The sequence below is a fragment of the Mesorhizobium sp. B2-1-3A genome, assembly GCF_006442655.1.
In the GTDB taxonomy this organism is placed as follows: Bacteria; Pseudomonadota; Alphaproteobacteria; order Rhizobiales; family Rhizobiaceae; genus Mesorhizobium.
Genome location: NZ_VFWK01000007.1, coordinates 224015 through 241994, shown reverse-complemented (window position 1 = coordinate 241994; position 17980 = coordinate 224015). Strand labels below are relative to the sequence as shown.

Genomic DNA, 17980 nt, shown 5'->3' with positions numbered 1-17980 from the left:
CCATGCCACGGTGGAAGACAAGCTTCCCGGGGGTTCACCCGCGCTCCGAAAAACCGTGAAAAATTCGATACAGGATAAACACGGGTAGCCGACGCGCCCACATTTCCCTCAACGTGGTAAACAACGCGTTAACCAAGCTTAAGAAGTTGCAAGAAGTTGGCTGTCGCTGCCCGCGGTGCGGCAAAAAGCACCGTCATAGAACGCCCCTTGCGTCATGAGGCGGCTATCGGTATAGAATTGACGTAAACGTAAAAGGCGCATTTGAGTGTGCTGTTTGCGATTTTGTTTGTCGAAACCACGGCCGGAAGCACGCCCCCGCTTCCAGTCAGGCGACGCATGGTCCAGGACCGCGACGCCACCAGACGGGGAAAGCCAGTGACCATGAAGCTTATCTCGGCCGGCGAGACCGCCGCCAATACCAATAATATATCTGTCGAAGCCGGTGAGGATCTCGTCCGCATCGGCGAAATGGCCAAGAAATACGGCGTGACGCTGCGCACGCTGCGTTTCTACGAAGACAAGGGCCTGCTCAACCCGCAGCGCGACGGTTCGACCCGTCTCTACACACGCCGCGACAGGGCCCGGCTGAAGCTGATCCTGCTTGGCCGCAAGGTCGGGTTCTCGCTGCGCGACGTCAAGCAGATGATGGACCTCTATGATCCGACCGGTTCCAACACCAAGCAGCTGCGGCTGGCGCTGGACAAGTCGGAGAAGCAGCTTGCCCGCCTGCAGAAGCAGCGGGCGCTGATCGACGACGCCATCAACGAGCTCTCCGGCTCGATGTCGGCGGTGCGCCAGATGTTGACCGAGCGCACGCCGCCGCAGGCGAGCGTCGCGAGCTAGACAAAGCTGCCGGTTCCGGCACGATCAAGCCGCGTGGCTCTGCCACGCGGCTTTTTCGCTTTGTGCATCTGCCTCTCTTATCTCTCCGCTGGCCCGCACGATGTTGCGCCGCTAGGCTCACCAAGCTTGGCTAGGGCGGCAATCTTGTCGCATCGAAAAAATTGACGTTTACGCAAACGTCAATTTTTGCTATCCCGGCTTCAACACGGGTCCGCATGCTGCCTGACATGAATTCGGGAGCTTTCGGACCAGGTCCGCAGGGTGGAGAAGAAGCATGCCGACATACAGGGCTCCGGTTCAGGATACGCTGTTCGTACTCAACGAGGTGCTGGGCTATCAGCGCTATTCCAACCTTCCCGGATTTGCCGACGCCACGCCCGACGTTCTGGAGGCGATCCTCGCCGAGGGCGCCAAGCTCGCCGAAAATGTCATGCATCCGCTCAACCGCGTCGGCGACATGGAAGGCTGTGTGCGTCACGACGACGGCTCGGTGACGACGCCGAAAGGCTTCAAGGAGGCCTTCGACCAGTATCGCGAGGGTGGCTGGATGGGGCTGGCCGCACCGGTCGAGTTCGGCGGCCAGGGGCTGCCCTACATGGTGCACCAGGCGGTCTCCGAGTACATGGTCTCGGCCAACATGGCGCTGATGATGTATCCGGGCCTGACGCAAGGCGCGATCGCCGCGATCATCACCCACGGCACCGACGAGCAGAAGGCGACCTGGCTGCCCAGGATGGTCGAGGGTTCCTGGACCGGCACCATGAACCTCACCGAGCCGCATTGCGGCACCGATCTCGGCCTGCTGCGCACCAAGGCGGTGCCGAACGGCAATGGCACCTACAGGATATCAGGCCAGAAGATTTTCATCTCGGCCGGCGAGCACGACATGTCGGACAACATCGTCCATCTGGTGCTGGCCCGCATCGAGGGCGCGCCGGAAGGTGTGAAGGGCATTTCGCTGTTCATCGTGCCGAAGCTCAAGCTCGATGCTTCGGGCAATCCGGGCGAGAAGAACACGCTCTCCTGCGGCTCGATCGAGGAGAAGATGGGCATCCATGGCAATTCGACCTGCGTCATGAACTATGACGAGGCCGAAGGCACGCTGCTCGGCGAGGAGAATGGTGGCCTCAAGGCGATGTTCACGATGATGAACGAAGCCCGCCTCGGCGTCGGCCTGCAGGGCCTGTCGCTGTCGGAGATTGCCTACCAGAACGCCGTCGCCTACGCCAAGGACCGCTTGCAGGGCCGTTCGCTGTCAGGCGCCAAGGCGCCGGACAAGAAGGCCGACCCGATCATCGTCCATCCCGACATCCGCCGCTCGCTGATGACCATGAAGGCCTTCAACGAGGCTGGCCGCGCGCTGGCGTTGTGGACGGCGATCAAGTCCGACATCGCGCATCGCTCCGCCGACGACAAGGACCGCCAGGCCGCTGACGATTACACTGGGCTGATGACGCCGGTGGTCAAGGGCGTGCTCACCGACAAGGGTTTCGACCATGCGGTGATGGCCCAGCAGGTGTTCGGCGGTCACGGCTATATCGAAGAGCACGGCATGAGCCAGTTCGTGCGCGATGCCCGCATCGCCATGATCTATGAAGGCGCCAACGGCATCCAGGCGCTCGACCTCGTCGGCCGTAAGCTCCGCCTGAACGGCGGCCGCGCCATCCAGGCCTTCTTCAAGGAGGTCGGCGAATTCTGCGAGGAAAACCGCGCCGACGAGAAGATGGCGCCGTTCACCAAGGGACTGAAGAAGGGCCTCAACGACCTGCAGGCGGCAACCATGTGGCTGGTGCAGAACGGCATGGCCAAGCCCGACAATGCCGGTGCGGCCTCGACCGACTACATGCATCTCTTCGGCCTTGTCGCGCTGGGCTACATGTGGGCGCAGATGGCCAAGGTGGCACAGGGCAAGACCGGCGCCAACGGCACCCAGTCCTTCTATGACAACAAGGTGGTGACGGCGCGCTTCTTCATGGAGCGGATCATGCCGGAGACGTCGGCCCATCTCGCCCGTATTTCGAGTGGCGCGGACACGCTGATGGCCCTGCCCGCGGAAGCGTTCTAAAGATGGTCGCCCTCTCCCTTGAGGGGAGGGTCGGTTGAGGCCCGCGTGACGTGCGCCGACCTCAACTCTGACGATGCGCTCTGGGAGGAGTACCATATCCACATGACCAACCCCGCCGAAATACTTGGCCTTCCCAAGCCCACCTGGGCGGCGGACGAGGTCGGCATGCTCTACGACATGGCAACCCGCTTCATGGCGGAGGAGATCGCGCCGCGCTACGACGAGTTCGAGAAGAACGAAATGGTCGACCGCGAGAGCTGGCTGAAGGCGGGTGCCGCCGGCCTGCTTTGTGCCTCGATGCCGGAGGAATATGGCGGCTCCGGCGGCACCTTCGCGCATGAGAGCGCCATCATCGAGGCCATCGGCCATGTCGGCGTCGACGGTTTCGGCATCGGCCTGCACAATTCGATCGTCGCGCCCTACATCCTTCACTACGGCTCCGAGGAGCAGAAGAAGAAGTGGCTGCCGAAGCTCGCCACCGGCGAGCTGATCGGCGCCATCGCCATGACCGAGCCTGGCGCCGGCTCCGACCTGCAGGGCGTCAAGACGCGGGCGCAGAAAGACGGCAACCAGTACAGGATCAACGGCTCCAAGACCTTCATCACCAACGGCCAGCTCGCCAACTTCATCATCGTCGTCACCAAGACCGATCCGGAAAAGGGCGCCAAGGGCACCTCCCTGATCGTCGTCGAGACCGACGAGGTCGAGGGTTTCGAGCGCGGCCGCAACCTCGACAAGATCGGCCTGAAGGCCAACGACACGTCGGAACTGTTCTTCAACGACGTGCGCGTGCCGACCTCCAATTTGCTCGGCCACGAGGAAGGGCAGGGCTTCATCCAGCTGATGCAGCAATTGCCGCAGGAGCGGTTGCAGATCGGCACCGGCGCCATCGCCATGATCGAGCGGGCGCTGGCGTTGACCATCGATTACGTCAAGGAACGCAAGGCCTTCGGCAAGGCGATCATCGACTTCCAGAACACCCAGTTCAAGCTGGCCGAGCTCAAGACCGAGGCGACCATCGGCCGCGTCTTCTACAATGATTGCGTCACCCGCCACATCAATGGCGGTCTCGACCCGGTGACGGCCTCGATGGCGAAGTACTGGCTCTCCGACCTGCAGGGAAAAGTCGTCGACGAATGCCTTCAATTGCATGGCGGCTATGGCTACATGAATGAATATCCGATCGCCCGCATGTTCCGCGACGCTCGCGTCCAGCGCATCTACGGCGGCACCAACGAGATCATGAAATTGCTGATCGGACGCTCTCTCTGAGCGTGGCGACCGGCAAACCCAAGGAGCAAGATAATGGCTGAGGCTTATGTCTATGACGCCGTGCGCACGCCGCGCGGCAAGGGCAAGAAGGACGGATCGCTGCACGAAGTGCCGGCGGTGCGGCTTGCCGCCAAGACGCTCGAGGCGTTGCGCGACCGCAATGGGCTCGACACCGGTACGGTCGACGACATCATCTTCGGCTGCGTCGATCCGGTTGGCGAGGCGGGTTCGGTCATTCCGCGCGCCGCCGCCTTCGAGGCCGGCTACGACACCAAGGCGCCTGGCATGCAGATCTCGCGCTTCTGCGCCTCGGGTCTCGACGCGATCAATTTCGGCGCCGCCAAGATCGCGCAGGGCGCCGATGAGATCGTCATCGCCGGTGGTGTCGAATCCATGTCGCGCGTCGGCATGGGCGCCTCCGGCGGCGCCTGGTTCATGGACCCGTCGGTCGGCCTGCCCGGCTGGTTCGTGCCGCAAGGCATCTCGGCCGACCTGATCGCCACCAAATACGGTTTCTCGCGCGACGACGTCGACGCCTATGCGGTCGAGAGCCAGAAGCGCGCCGCCAAGTCCTGGGCCGACGGCCGCTTCAAGAATTCGGTCATCCCGATCAAGGACCAGAACGGCCTGACCATTCTCGACCATGACGAGCACATGCGGCCTTCGACCGACATGCAGTCGCTCGCATCGCTCAACCCGTCCTTCGTCATACCCGGCGAAATGGGTGGCTTCGACGCGGTCGCGGTGCAGAAGCACCCCGAGGTGGAAGAGGTCAACCACGTCCACCATGCCGGCAACTCGTCCGGCATCGTCGATGGTGCCGCCGCCGTGCTGCTCGGCTCGAAGAAGGCCGGGAAATCCATGGGCCTCAAGCCCCGCGCGCGCATCCGCACCTTCGCCAATATCGGTTCCGAGCCGGTGCTGATGCTGACCGGCCCGGTCGACGTCACCGAGAAGCTCCTGAAGCGCGCCAAGATGAAGCTGTCGGACATCGACCTCTTCGAGCTCAACGAGGCCTTCGCCTCGGTGGTGCTGCGCTACATGCAGGCCTTCGACATCCCGCACGACAAGATCAACGTCAATGGCGGCGCCATTGCCATGGGCCATCCGCTCGGCGCCACCGGCGCGATGATCTTGGGCACGGTGCTGGACGAACTCGAACGCCGCGATCTCAACACCGCGCTGGTGACGCTGTGCATCGGCGCCGGCATGGGCACCGCAACGATCATCGAACGCGTCTGACGGGGAGAGAACAATGAGCTACATCAATTTCACCCTCGACACCGACGCTGACGGCATTGCGCTCGTCACCTGGAACATGCCGGACCGCTCGATGAACGTGTTCACCGAGGAGGTGATGGGCGAACTGGACAAGATCATCGACCAGGTGGTGGCCGATGCCGGCATCAAGGGTGCGGTGATCACCTCGGGCAAGGACAGCTTCTCCGGCGGTGCCGATCTCACCATGCTCCAGAAGATGCTGGCGGTCTTTGCCAAGGAGAAAGACAAGGATCCGGAGAAGGCGGCAAAGCTGCTGTTCGACAATGCCGGCCGCATGGGCGGCCTGTGGCGCAAGCTCGAAACATCAGGCAAGCCCTGGGTATCGGCGATCAACGGCACCTGCATGGGCGGCGCTTTCGAATTGTCGCTGGCCTGCCACGGTCGCGTCGCCGCTGATTCAGACAAGGTCAGGATGGCCTTGCCGGAAGTCAAGGTCGGCATCTTCCCCGGTGCCGGCGGGACCCAGCGCGTGCCGCGGCTGACCGATCAGCAGCAGGCTTTGCAGATGCTGACCTCCGGCCAGAATCTGTCGCCGCAGAAGGCGAAGGCCATGGGCCTGATCCACGAGATCGCCGAGCCGGCCAAACTGGTCGAGACTGCAAAGGCCATGATCAGGAACGGACTGAAAGCCGTCCAGCCCTGGGACGAAAAGGGCTTCAAGCTGCCCGGCGGCCAGATCTATTCGCCGGCCGGCTTCAATCTCTGGCCGCCGGCCATCGCCATCCTGCGTCGCGAGACCTATGGCAACTACCCGGCCGCCGCCGCCATCCTGAAATGCGTCTATGAAGGCCTGCTGGTGCCGTTCGACACCGCGCTCAGGATCGAGCAGCGCTATTTCACCGAGATCATGCGGACCAGGGAAGCGGCGGCGATGATCCGCTCGCTGTTCGTGTCGCTGCAGGAACTGAACAAGGGCGCGCGCCGCCCGGCCGGCGTGCCGGAAACCAAATTCAAGAAGATCGGCATTCTCGGCGCCGGCTTCATGGGCGCCGGCATCGCCTATGTCACGGCCAAGGCCGGCATCCCGGTGGTGCTGCTCGACCGCGATATCGAGTCCGCTCAGAAGGGCAAGGCGCATTCCGACAGCCTGGTCTCGGATCAAGTCAAGAAGGGTCGCGCCAAGCCGGAGGAGAAGGACAAGCTCCTGTCGCTGATCACGCCCACGGCCGACTATGCCGACCTTGCCGGTTGCGACCTCGTCGTCGAGGCGGTGTTCGAGGATTCCGCCGTCAAGAAGGCTGCCACCGAACAGGCGGAGGCCGTGCTGAAGTCGTCGGCGATCTTCGCCTCCAACACCTCGACCATCCCGATCACCTCGCTGGCCAAGAATTCGGCGCGGCCGAAGAATTTCGTCGGCATCCACTTCTTCTCGCCGGTCGACAAGATGATGCTGGTCGAGATCATCTTGGGCAAGAAGACCGGTGACAAGGCGCTGGCGACAGCGATCGATTTCGTCCGTGCCATCAAGAAGACGCCGATCGTCGTCAACGATACGCGCGGCTTCTACGTCAATCGCTGCGTGCTGCGCTACATGTCGGAAGCCTACAAGATGCTGATCGAGGGCGTGCCCGCGCCGATGATCGAGAATGCGGCAAAGGCCGCCGGCATGCCGGTCGGTCCCCTGGCGCTGACCGACGAGACGGCGATCGACCTTGCCCAGAAGATCATGAAGCAGACCATCAGGGATCTCGGCGACAAGGCCGTCGACCACAAGCAGATGGCGCTGATCAACACCATGGTCGACGACCATGGCCGTTTCGGCCGCAAGAACGGCAAGGGCTTCTATGACTATCCGGCCAAGCCCGCCAAGAAGAAGCTGTGGCCGGGGTTGAAGGACCTCTATCCGCAGCTCGAGCCCGAGAAAGTCGATTACGAGGAACTGCAGCAGCGGCTGCTCGTCACCATCGCGCTGGAAGCGGCACGGGTGATGGAAGAGGGCATCGTCACAGACCCGCGCGAGGCCGATGTTGGGTCGATCCTGGCCTTCGGCTTCGCGCCCTATACCGGCGGCGCACTGTCCTATATCGACGACATCGGCGCCAAGCGTTTCGTCAAGATCGCCAAGGGACTGCAGAAGAAGTATGGCGCCGAATTCAAGGCGCCCAAGCTTCTCATCGACATGGCCGAGAAGGGCGAGACCTTCTACGAACGCTTCGACCCCTACGCAAAGGGTGACGTGAAGCAAGCCGCCTGACACATGGGTAGAGTCGAAGGTGTTACAGCGTCCTTTGCGCGTCCAACAGGACGCGCGGCGCTGTAATGTATGTCTGGGCGCGTATGGCGCGCATGCTGGCCACGGCGCGAAGCCGTGGCCCCTATGTGATGGGCGGTGAAGGCCGGCTGGCCTTTCGCTGCCTGCCGGCCGACATCGATTTCAACATCCATCTCAACAATGCGCGCTACATGATGCTGGCCGATCTCGGCCGCATCGATCTGTTCGTGCGCGCCGGACTGATCACGCTGGCGCGCAAGAACGGCTGGGCACCGATGATGGGCGGGCTGCAGGCGGTCTACGCCCGCGAGATCAGGCTGTGGCGCCGCTTCGAAGTGGTGTCGTCGATCGAAACCTGGGAAGGCAGCCAGGTCATCGGCAAGCATCGTTTCGTCCTCGACAATGGCGAGACGGCCGCTTTGATCCTGACGACCGCCGGCGTCTATGACCGCAAGGCTCGCCGCTTCCTCGACATTGCCGAGGTTGTTTCAGCTCTTGGTCGCACAGTCGATCCACGACAGCCAACGGAGGCGGAACGGATTTTCATGGCGTCGCACCAGGGTTTGCGTGCCCTGGCCAAGGCGGCCAGTTGACCCCGGGAATCCCAATGTCCAGGGTAGAAACGAATGTGTGCCGTGTGAGCGGTGCTGGTGGACAAAGCGACCGTAGCGGACTAGAACGAACAGGCATTTTTTCCTGTTTCGAAGGAGAGCACGACATGCTCTCGCACGACCGCGTCTGGGCCGCCATCGATGCTCTCGCCGAGCGCTATTCGCTTTCGGCTTCAGGTTTGGCAAGGCGCGCGGGGCTCGATTCGACTGCTTTCAACAAATCGAAACGCCTATCGTCCGACGGCCGACCACGCTGGCCTTCGACCGAATCGCTGGCCAAGATCATCGAGGCGACGGGGGCTTCACTCGACGAATTCACCGGGCTTATCGAAGGCCGCATGGGCGCCGCGCCCGCCTACCGGCGATCCGTGCCCTTGCTTGGTTTTGCCCAGGCCGGCGCCGGCGGCTTTTTCGACGATGCCGGTTTTCCGGCAGGGCAGGGCTGGGATCTGGTCGAACTGCCGGCGCAGTCGACCGAAAGCTCCTATGCGCTGCAGGTGCAAGGCGACTCCATGTTGCCGCTCTACCGCAATGGTGACGTCCTCATCGTCGAGCCGGGCGCGGCCACCCGCAAGGGCGATCGCGTCGTCGTCAAGACCACGTCAGGCGAGGTGATGGCCAAAGTGCTCGAGCGCCAGACCGTCAAGTCGATCGCGCTGGTCTCCCTCAATCCCGATCATCCCGACCGCGACATCCCCATGCGCGATGTCGAATGGGTGGCGCGGATTGTCTGGGCGAGTCAGTAGGTCCGAGCTGGTGCGGCTTCCTCATATTGCCCTGGCGGTTGTGATGGTTCCGGTGATGGCGGCCCTGGTCGTCGCCGGCGGCCGCACGCTGAAAGGAAATGAAGGCACCGTTACGGTGGACCAGATCGATCCTGGCGTTGATACGATCTCTCAGGCAGGCACCGATGCCGGGCCGGAGGAGCCGGCTACGTCAGCCATCCCAGCGCCTGCCGCTGCGCCACCGGCAAAGCCGGCGGTGCATTCGCGGGCGATCGATCCGCAGGTCGTCGCGCTGCCGGAACTGCCCGCCGGGGAAATCGAGCGGGTCGAGCCGCGCGAGCCGCTGAGCAAGCTGGCGCTGGCCATGCCGCCAAAGCCGAAGATGCCCGACGACTGGAACGGCACGAAGCTGTTCCAGCCGGTCGCGCCGGCCGCCGGCCTTATCGAGGCAAAAGGCTATTCAGTCGCGGTTTCCGGCATCGATGTCGTCGCGCAGGATGAAGCCTGCACCACCGACGGCAAATCCTGGCCGTGCGGCATTCGCGCGCGCAGCGCGTTCCGGGCCTTTCTGCGCGGCCGCGCGGTGGTTTGCACGGTGCCGCCCGAAGGTGGGCGCGACCGGATCGCGGCGGAATGCCGGATCGGCAAGCAGGACGTCGGCCAGTGGCTGGTCGAAAACGGCTGGGCGCGTGCCACCAAGGGCGGGCCCTATGTCGAGGCCGGCGAAAAGGCGCAAAGCGGCAAGAAGGGCATTTTCGGGCCGGCGCCGGATCTTGCCGGTATATCGGCGATGCCCGCCGCGCCCGCCCCGGCGCCTCAGGCGCCGGGCTCGATCCTGGAAGAGGTCGACGGCGCCCTCAAGCCAGCTGACCAGCCAGCGCCTGCTGAATGAGCGCGCGGGTCTCGGCGACGCCGTAGAGTGCGGCGAAAGATCCGAAGCGCGGGCCGCGCTCCTGCCCGATGAGCACCTGGTAGATCATCTGGAAAAAGGCGCCAGAAACGCCTGGGCCGCCTTCCGGGCTCTGCTTGGAATGATCCTGATAGCGTTCGATCTTGCGCGCCACGTTGAGCGAAGCGTTCTGGATCGCTTCGCCGCTGGCGTCCGCCGGCAGCGTGCCAAGCGCTGCGTCCAGCGCCTGCAGCGCCTCGCGCTCGACATCGTCGGCGGCGCGGAATGTTTTCGTCGGCTTTACGAAGTCGTCGAAATAGCGGATCGCATAGCCCGTCAGCCTGTCGAGTTCGGGATGGGTGGCCGGCGTCACGCCGGCGGCGTGGCGTGAGATGAAGCCCCACAGCACATCCTTGTTCTGCGCATTGGAAGCACTGACCAGGTTGAGCAGCAGCGAGAACGGCACCGGCATGTCGATGGCGGGCGGGTTGCCGTCATGCATATGCCAGACCGGGTTGCCCAGCCGCTCCTTCCAGTCCTGCCGTGGGTAGGCGGCGAGGAAGGTGTAATATTCGTCCACGGCGCGCGGGATGACGTCGAAATAGAGCTTCTTGGCCTGCCGCGGCCGTTGGTACATGTAGAGTCCCAAGCTCTCGGTCGGCGCGTAGGTCAGCCATTCGTCGATGGTCAGGCCGTTGCCCTTCGACTTCGAGATCTTCTGGCCGTTCTCGTCCAGGAACAGCTCATAGACGAAATGCTCCGGCGCGCGCCCGCCCAGTATGTCGCAGATGCGGTCGTAGACCACGGCATTGGTCTGGTGGTCCTTGCCGAACATCTCGAAATCGACGCCAAGAGCCGCCCAGCGCATGCCGAAGTCCGGCTTCCACTGCAGCTTCACCCTGCCGCCCGTGATCGAAAGCGTGGTCTCGGTGCCTTCGTCGTCGAAGGTGATGGTGCCGGCCTTGGCATCGACATGCTTCATCGGCACGTAAAGCACGCGGCCGCTCTTCGGAGAAATCGGCAGGAACGGGCTGTAGGTCGCCTGCCGCTCGGGTCCGAGCGTCGGCAGCATCACCGCCATGATCTTGTCGTAGCGCTCTGCGGCGCGAAGCAGCATCGCGTCGAAACGGCCCGACTTGTAGTACTGCGTCGCACTGGCGAATTCGTAGTCGAAGCCGAACGTGTCGAGGAAGCGGCAGAGCATCGCGTTGTTGTGATCGGCGAAGCTCGTATAGTCGCCGCCGAACGGATTGGGCACCGACGACAGCGGCATATGCAGATACGGCTCAAGCGCGGCGCGATCCGGCACGCTGTCGGGTATCTTGCGCATGCCGTCCATATCGTCGGAGAAGCACAAGAGCTTGGTCGCGACCTTGTCTTGCGTCAGGACGCGAAACGCGTGGCGTACCATCGATGTGCGCGCCACCTCGCCGAACGTGCCGATATGCGGCAGGCCGGACGGGCCGTATCCGGTCTCGAACAGGATCGTTTCGGGAAAGTCGGCGCCTTTGTAGCGCTCGATGATCTTTTTGGCTTCCTCGAACGGCCACGCTTTGCTCTCGGCGGCAGCCGTCAGCAGTTCGGGATTGAGATCGAGGATGTTTGATCCCGCCATGGTTCTGTTTTCCAAATTATTCGCCGGCCAGATCATTTCGCTGGTTTGGCCGCGGTGTCGATTTTCAACCGGTCTCTAGGCGCGCGGGGCCGGAGCGTCAACGATTGCGGCGCTTTTTCCTTGCGGCCCTTGGCGCCCGTTCCTACTTTCGGAGCCCGTTCATGGAGCAAAGAATGCCGTCGCCCACCCCGCATGAAGCCCTGATCTATCTGATGGTCATCACCTCGGCCTCCGATCGGGACATGACCGATGTCGAACTGGCCCGGATCGGCGACGTTGTCCGCTCATGGCCGGTCTTCGAGGATTTCAAGCAGGACCGGCTGGTTCCCGTCGCCCAGGCTTGCCAGAAGCTGCTGCATGAAAAGGACGGCCTGGAGGGTGTCCTGGCCCAAGTCGCCGAAGCCCTGCCGGAGCGCCTGCGCGACACCGCCTATGCCGCGGCCTTCGAAGTGGCGGCCGTCGATCTCGAAATGCGCATGGAGGAAGTGCGCGTGCTGCAGTTGATCCGCCGGCAGCTCGATCTCGACACACTGACCGTCGCCGCCATCGGCCGCGCCGCCAAGGCCCGGCTTCGCACGCTGACCTGACGGCGTTACGGGCGGATCAGAAACACCGACCAGGACCGGATCAGAAAAAACTGACCGGGATCGGATCAGAAAAAACTGACCGGGAAGTAGCGCAGGTAGAATTCGGCGAAAGTACCTTTCATCGAAATCTCCTGCAGCGCGTAGTCGATCGCGGCGGCCAGGGCCGGATTGTCCGCCCGTGTGGCGATGGCCATGCCCGTGCCCAGATATTCGGGCGCCAGATAGGGGCCGCCGGCAAAGCGGCAGCAGCCCGCGGCATCCGAGCCGCCCAGCCAGAAGGCGAAGCGCATGCCGTCGCCAAAGGCCGCATCGATCTTGCCTGCCTTGAGATCGGCGTAGAGGGCCTCCGGTCCGTCGAAAGAGACGATCTGGACCGTGTTGAAATAGTCGCGCAGCATGCGCTCATGCGCCGAGCCGGCGATCACGCCGACGCGCTTGCCGTGCAATTTGTCGAAGACCGGCTCCGTCAACGCCTTGCCCTTCGGCATGATGAAACGCGCCGGAAACTGCAGATAGGAGCGTGAGAAGGCATATGTCTGGCGCGCCTGCGGCGTTGCGGCGATGCCGGCGATGATGGCTTCGCCCTCGCCCTTCTCAAGCGCCCCTTCGAGCTCGGCCCACGGCAATGCCTGGATCTGGCATTTGTCGGTGATGCCGAGTTCGGCGCAGATGGCGCGTGCCAGGTCGATGTGGAAACCGGACAGCTTTCCCGCGCCGTCGAGGAAATTGAAGGGTGGAAAATCCGTGGTCGTCAGAAATCGCAGCCGTGGCAGGGCCGAAAGATCCGGCTTGGGCAACCGTTCCTTGGCGTCCCACAGCACCGGCACCTGCGGTTCCACCGCGCGCGCCCCAGAAGCCAGCGGCAGCGCCGCGATCAGCAGCGACGCCAGAACCAGGAACCGCCATTGGAACGCCACGATAGAACTCCGCCGCACTCGTTTTCGCACTGGTTTTGGTACGAAAATGATACAGGCACAATGGTTTTTGATTTCAACGCGCCGATTTCGGGATATGATTTAACACGTTTGCAAACAGCGGTGGCTGCCTTGGTTGGGGGGACCAGGGTCGAGAACCACAACCGGAAAAGTGCGATTGCAATCCGTGGTCGGTGGCAAAGTGCAGACAAGGCATGGACCATCGGTCTCAATGCATAAGGCAACATGGGGTTGATGTTGCGATGGGTCAATTCGATCGTACGCTGGAATATATAGACCAACTGCAGCACGCCGGAACGGCGGCGGCGGTTTGCGAGAAGCTGCTGGGCATAACGTCGGATTTCGGTCTGACCGCGCTTATGGCCGGAACCGTTCCGCAGCCGGGCACGCCGACCGGGCAGCAAAAGCAGCATGTGCTGCTGTGCGACTGGCCTGTCGAATGGCTGGAGCGCTACGTGTCGCGCAATTATGTCGATCACGATCCCGTGGTCAGCCACATGAAGCAGCTGCAGGCGCCGTTCCAGTGGCGGGAAGCCGCCGAGGGCATTCGCGTCGACAAGAGCAGCGGCGAAGTGATGGGCGATGCCGGCGCCTTCAAGCTGCGCGACGGCTTGGCTTTTCCGCTGATCACACTCGACGGCCAGATCGTCATGGTGTCGCTGGGTGGCGAGGCCGTGCAGCTGTCGGCGGACGAGTTCGGCCTGGTGTCGCTGGTCTCCACCTATGCCGTTGGCCGCGCCATGCAACTCCACACCATGGCGACCAAGACTATCGACCACATCGAGTTGACTCCGCGCGAGCGCGAATGCCTGCAATGGGCGGCTGTCGGCAAGTCCGAATGGGAGATTTCGCAGATCCTCGGCATCTCGGAGCACACCTCGGAGAAACATCTTCTTAACGCCAAAAGCAAACTCGGTGCCGTCAATCGGGTTCAGGCTGTCGCCGAAGCGATAAGGCGCGGCTACATTAGTTAGGTCGGCCGTGCCGACCTAGAAATTCTTGCCTACGTGATCACGCAATTTTCTCACTGAAGCACGGCCGTATCTTCCTCTTAAACCCAGGAGACGACGGCATGCTTTTTTGTCTTACAACTCAGGAATTGATGGAACGTCCCGACCTTTGGGAGGCCGTCCATCGGCTGCGCTACCAGATATTTGTCGAAGAAATGGGGTGGGAGGACCTGCGGCGCCCGGACGGATTCGAGGTCGACCAGTTCGACCACGACGAGGCGGTACATCAGATCGTCATCAGAGGCAACGAAATCGCAGGCTATCAAAGGATGTTGCCGACCACGCGGCCCCATCTGCTGACCGAAGTCCTGACCGACCTTTCCGAGGGAACGCCGCCATCGGGCCCAAACATCTGGGAACTGACCCGCTATGCGGTGGCTCCCGGTTTTCGCGATGGCCGTCGCGGCGTTTCGACAGTCGGTACCGAATTGATCGCCGGCTTCGTCGAGTGGGGGCTGAAGCGCGGCGTCGACAAGGTGATCATCGAGTTCGAGCCGATGTGGGTATTACGCGCCTTGCAACTGCATTTCCTGGCGACACCGCTGGGCTACCAGCGCACCTACGGAAATCAGCAGGTCGTGGCGACACTGCTCTCCTTCACCGAGCACACGCTGGACGTGGTGCGTTCGCGCCGCAATCATCATGCGCCTGTTCTGGCCAGGGGATATCCCGACATGTTCGGCCAAAGGAGGGCGTCATGAAATCGGAGATGGCCATGCACCCGCAACCAGAACTGCGCAACCACACGCTGATCGTCACCGTGTCGTCGAATGACGGCCGGCCGGTGCTCGACAGAAGGGCCTATGAAAGCCTTGCCAGGACGTTCCACGAAGCCGCCGACAATGATGAGGTTCGTGTCGTCGTGCTGCGTGGCCTGGCAGGCTGCTTCTGCCTCGGTGGCGACTTCTCCGAATTCCTCGACGCCACCAAGCATCAGAAGCTCATCGCCGCCGTCACCGACATGTTCCGCACGCTGGCGACGTTCCCGAAGCCTATCCTCGCCTGCGTCGACGGCGATGCCGTCGGCGTCGGCTGCACGATCCTGTTCCACTGCGACATGGTGATCGCCTCCAATGAAAGTACGTTCCGGGTGCCGTTCGTCGATTTCGGCCTTGTGCCGGACGCGGCGACCAGCATCCTGGCGCCGCAGAAGCTCGGCTATGCCGGCGCCTTCCGCTTCTTCTGCCTCGGCGACACGCTCCACGCCGAGGATGCAAGGGCGCTCGGCCTCGTCGCCGAGATCGTGCATGACGGCGTGGAGGAGGCGACGCTCGGCCGGGCCAGGCAGCTGGTCAAGAAGCCGGTCGCTGCCCTGCTGCAGACCCGTGGCCTGCTCAAGGGGAACACCGGCGCGCTGTGCGACCGCATCGATCAGGAGATATCGCTGTTCCAGCAGGCATTGCAGGACGACACCACGCTGCGGCGCCTGCAGCGCATTGCGAGGCTGGCGGCCTGAGGATCGCGAAGAATGCCGTGCCGCGTGGAGGCCACGCGGCACGGCGAACTCAGCCTTCCTTGCCGAGGAATGACGGCCCTTCGCCGATAATCTTCTTGTCTTCCTTGCCGATTATATCGAGATCGCGCCCCTCATAGGGCAGCGACAACAGGATGCGCCGCATCACTGCCAGCCGGGCGCGGCGCTTGTCATTGGCCCGCACGATGATCCATGGCGCGAACGCCTTGTGGGTGCGCTCGAACATGGTGTCGCGCACCTTGGTGTAATCATCCCATTTGGTGATGCCGGCGACATCGATCGGCGAGAACTTCCAGCTCTTCAGCGGACTGTAGCGACGGTCATGAAAACGCTCGAGCTGCGTTTCCCGTCCGATGTTCAGCCAGAATTTGAAGAAATGGATATCGTCATTGACGATCATCCGTTCGAAATGGGGCGTCTCGTCGAGAAACTTCTCGTGCTGTTCGGGCGTGCAGAAGCCCATCACCGGCTCGACGCCGGCGCGGTTGTACCAGGAGCGGTCGAAAGTGACGAACTCGCCCGACGTCGGGAAGTGGTCGACATAACGCTGGTAGTACCATTGTCCCAGCTCGGGCTGGGTCGGCTTGGTCAGCGCCACGTTGCGCGCCGTGCGTGGGTTGAGATACTGGTGCACCACGAAGATCGTGCCGCCCTTGCCGGCGGCGTCACGGCCCTCGAACAGCGCCATCACCCGCTTGCCGGTCGCCTGCAGCCATGCCTGCGCCTTGACGAGCTCGATCTGCAATTTTTCGAGCGTCTCGTCGTACTCGTCGCTTTTCATCTTCTTGTCGTAGGGGTAGCCGCCCGCGGTCAGCTTTTTGTCCTCGACCCAGTCCGGAAGCTCGGGATTCTCGATGTCGAACTCGCGTTCCTTGCCGTCGATCGTGATCTTCAGCGGACCCGAAGGTGGCGCGGCGGAACTTTCCTTGGCTTTTTTCATGCTGACGAACCCTTTCCAGCTTTCGGACTCATGCTATTGGGAGCCACTACAGACCGCGCGTCCGTCTGGACGCGCAAACGACGCTGCAGGACTTTTGATTTTGCGCATGATCCTTTCCGAGAATCGATTCCCGATTTACGGGATCATGCGCGGAGCGGTCCAGCGGAAGTTTCCGCTGCCGCACGACCGTTGGGACGGCATGGGGGCGGGCGCGCGAGGGAATGACTGATCTGGACGCAGGGCAGAAAGGCATGGCGCAAATCCTGGCCGCCCGGCTGTGGAACAGCCGCTGGCTGCTCGCTGCCGGTGTCGCCGCGGTTCTGATCGCCTTTGCCTTCGCGGGCATTTCCGCCTACGTGCTGATACCAGCGCTGCTCCTGTTGCTTGCGGCGGCTATGCTGCCGGCCGCGGGCCTGCGCCAGTCCGCCGAGGGTGCCGCCGCGATCGAGACGATCGGCCTGCAGCGCCTGTCTGGCGAATATCTGGCGGCGGCCGTCGCCGACCCGCTCATCATCTTCGACCATGCCGCCACCATCGTCCATGCCAACGCCGCCGCGTTTGCCGCCTTTGGCGGGATCGCACCGGGCATATCGCTGCCGCTGAAATTCCGGGCGCCGGAAATGCAGACCCTGCTCGACAGCGTGTTGTCGGGTGCCCTCGCCTCGGATGTCGTCGACTATACCGAGAAGCTGCCGGTCGAGCGGGCCTACCGGGTCAGCGCGTCCTCGGTCGGGCACCGCACCGATCTCTATGTGCTGGTGTTCAAGGATCAGAGCGAGACGCGGCGGATCGACCGCATGCGTGCCGACTTCATCGCCAATGCCAGCCACGAATTGCGCACTCCGCTGGCCTCGATCGCCGGTTTCATCGAGACGCTGCGCGGACCGGCCCGCAACGATCCGGCGGCGCGCGAGCAATTTCTGCAGATCATGCAGAACCAGACCGGCCGCATGGCGCGGCTGATCGACGACCTCCTGTCATTGTCTCGGCTTGAGATGAAACCCTATCTGAAGCCCGGGACGGAGGTCGACCTGCGCCAGACCGTCGACAGCGTCATCGATTCGCTGGCCCCGCTTGCCCGCGAAAACAGCGTTGCCATCGAGCGCGATTTCGCCAAGGGGCCTCTCAATGTGCCGGGCGATCGCGACGAGCTGTTCCAGGTTTTCGAGAATCTCCTGGAAAACGCCTGCAAATACGGGCAGTCGGGCGGCCGCGTCCTGGTGTCGATTGCGCGCGGCGACCTCGATTCCGAACCCGGCATCGACGTGACGATCCGGGATTTCGGCCCCGGCATTCCCGAGGAACACATTCCTCGCATCACCGAGCGCTTCTATCGCATCGATGCCGAGACCAGCCGGACCCAGAAAGGCACCGGGCTCGGCCTGTCGATCGTCAAGCATATTCTGACACGCCATAACGCCAGGCTGACGATCAAATCCGAAGTCGGCAAGGGCGCCGCCTTCTCGGTTCATTTGCCGACGCACTGATCTCGCCCTAGTTTTCCCCTGGACCGTTTCTTTT

At 62.9% G+C, this 17980-nt stretch carries 16 protein-coding genes; 13 read left to right on the top strand and 3 right to left on the bottom strand.

The genetic code is table 11. The annotated features are described in order from the left end of the window. Positions 1-381: 381 nt before the first annotated feature. The 8 genes from FJ977_RS28315 (at position 382) to FJ977_RS28280 (ending at position 9901) form a co-directional block, all read left to right on the top strand. The gene (locus FJ977_RS28315; RefSeq protein WP_140775643.1) at positions 382-843 is read left to right on the top strand and encodes a MerR family DNA-binding transcriptional regulator; all 462 of its coding nucleotides are present in this window, start codon (positions 382-384) and stop codon (positions 841-843) included. A gap of 274 nt (positions 844-1117) precedes the next feature. Beyond that, on the top strand, positions 1118-2908 hold the full coding sequence (locus FJ977_RS28310) for an acyl-CoA dehydrogenase (RefSeq protein ID WP_140775453.1): 1791 nt from the start codon (positions 1118-1120) through the stop codon (positions 2906-2908). A gap of 102 nt (positions 2909-3010) precedes the next feature. Beyond that, positions 3011-4180: an acyl-CoA dehydrogenase family protein gene (locus tag FJ977_RS28305; protein ID WP_140775642.1), complete on the top strand. Its 1170-nt coding sequence runs from the start codon at positions 3011-3013 to the stop codon at positions 4178-4180. A gap of 33 nt (positions 4181-4213) precedes the next feature. Continuing rightward, positions 4214-5422 carry an acetyl-CoA C-acetyltransferase gene (locus tag FJ977_RS28300; protein ID WP_140775452.1) on the top strand — a complete coding sequence of 403 codons (1209 nt, stop codon included), beginning with the start codon at positions 4214-4216 and terminating at the stop codon, positions 5420-5422. Positions 5423-5435: 13 nt separating this feature from the next. Continuing rightward, positions 5436-7655, top strand: a complete 2220-nt coding sequence (locus tag FJ977_RS28295; RefSeq protein WP_140775451.1) for a 3-hydroxyacyl-CoA dehydrogenase NAD-binding domain-containing protein — start codon at positions 5436-5438, stop codon at positions 7653-7655. Between the two features lie 65 nt (positions 7656-7720). Next, positions 7721-8266, top strand: coding sequence for a thioesterase family protein (locus FJ977_RS28290; protein WP_140775450.1), 546 nt, complete (start codon positions 7721-7723; stop codon positions 8264-8266). A 125-nt stretch (positions 8267-8391) separates the two neighbouring features. Continuing rightward, positions 8392-9030 (top strand): helix-turn-helix transcriptional regulator, encoded by a 639-nt coding sequence (locus FJ977_RS28285; protein WP_056570027.1) that lies wholly within the window; start codon positions 8392-8394, stop codon positions 9028-9030. A 10-nt stretch (positions 9031-9040) separates the two neighbouring features. Next, positions 9041-9901, top strand: a complete 861-nt coding sequence (locus FJ977_RS28280) for a thermonuclease family protein (RefSeq protein WP_348643235.1) — start codon at positions 9041-9043, stop codon at positions 9899-9901. Here FJ977_RS28280 and FJ977_RS28275 read toward each other — a convergent pair. Continuing rightward, positions 9867-11513, bottom strand: a complete 1647-nt coding sequence (locus tag FJ977_RS28275) for a lysine--tRNA ligase (protein WP_140775448.1) — start codon at positions 11511-11513, stop codon at positions 9867-9869. The two genes, FJ977_RS28280 and FJ977_RS28275, sit on opposite strands and share 35 nt — an antisense overlap. A gap of 173 nt (positions 11514-11686) precedes the next feature. On the opposite strand from FJ977_RS28275, the gene FJ977_RS28270 reads away from it, so the two are divergent. Further along, on the top strand, positions 11687-12100 hold the full coding sequence (locus tag FJ977_RS28270) for a tellurite resistance TerB family protein (RefSeq protein ID WP_056570030.1): 414 nt from the start codon (positions 11687-11689) through the stop codon (positions 12098-12100). Between the two features lie 65 nt (positions 12101-12165). On the opposite strand, the gene FJ977_RS28265 is transcribed toward FJ977_RS28270, so the two are convergent. After that, on the bottom strand, positions 12166-13017 hold the full coding sequence (locus tag FJ977_RS28265; protein ID WP_140775447.1) for a transporter substrate-binding domain-containing protein: 852 nt from the start codon (positions 13015-13017) through the stop codon (positions 12166-12168). A 260-nt stretch (positions 13018-13277) separates the two neighbouring features. On the opposite strand from FJ977_RS28265, the gene FJ977_RS28260 reads away from it, so the two are divergent. The 3 genes from FJ977_RS28260 (at position 13278) to FJ977_RS28250 (ending at position 15501) form a co-directional block, all read left to right on the top strand. Next, entirely contained in the window at positions 13278-14009 is a 732-nt protein-coding gene (locus FJ977_RS28260; RefSeq protein ID WP_140775446.1) for a LuxR family transcriptional regulator, read from the top strand. A gap of 98 nt (positions 14010-14107) precedes the next feature. Beyond that, positions 14108-14746, top strand: a complete 639-nt coding sequence (locus FJ977_RS28255; RefSeq protein WP_056570040.1) for an acyl-homoserine-lactone synthase — start codon at positions 14108-14110, stop codon at positions 14744-14746. 8 nt (positions 14747-14754) lie between these two features. Continuing rightward, a complete protein-coding gene (locus FJ977_RS28250) occupies positions 14755-15501 on the top strand; it encodes an enoyl-CoA hydratase-related protein (protein ID WP_140775641.1) in 747 nt (248 codons plus the stop codon). Between the two features lie 49 nt (positions 15502-15550). Here FJ977_RS28250 and ppk2 read toward each other — a convergent pair whose 3' ends face one another. Then, a complete protein-coding gene (gene ppk2 / locus FJ977_RS28245; protein WP_140775445.1) occupies positions 15551-16459 on the bottom strand; it encodes a polyphosphate kinase 2 in 909 nt (302 codons plus the stop codon). A gap of 221 nt (positions 16460-16680) precedes the next feature. On the opposite strand from ppk2, the gene FJ977_RS28240 reads away from it, so the two are divergent. Further along, entirely contained in the window at positions 16681-17946 is a 1266-nt protein-coding gene (locus tag FJ977_RS28240) for an ATP-binding protein (RefSeq protein WP_140775444.1), read from the top strand. The last annotated feature ends 34 nt before the right edge of the window (positions 17947-17980 follow it).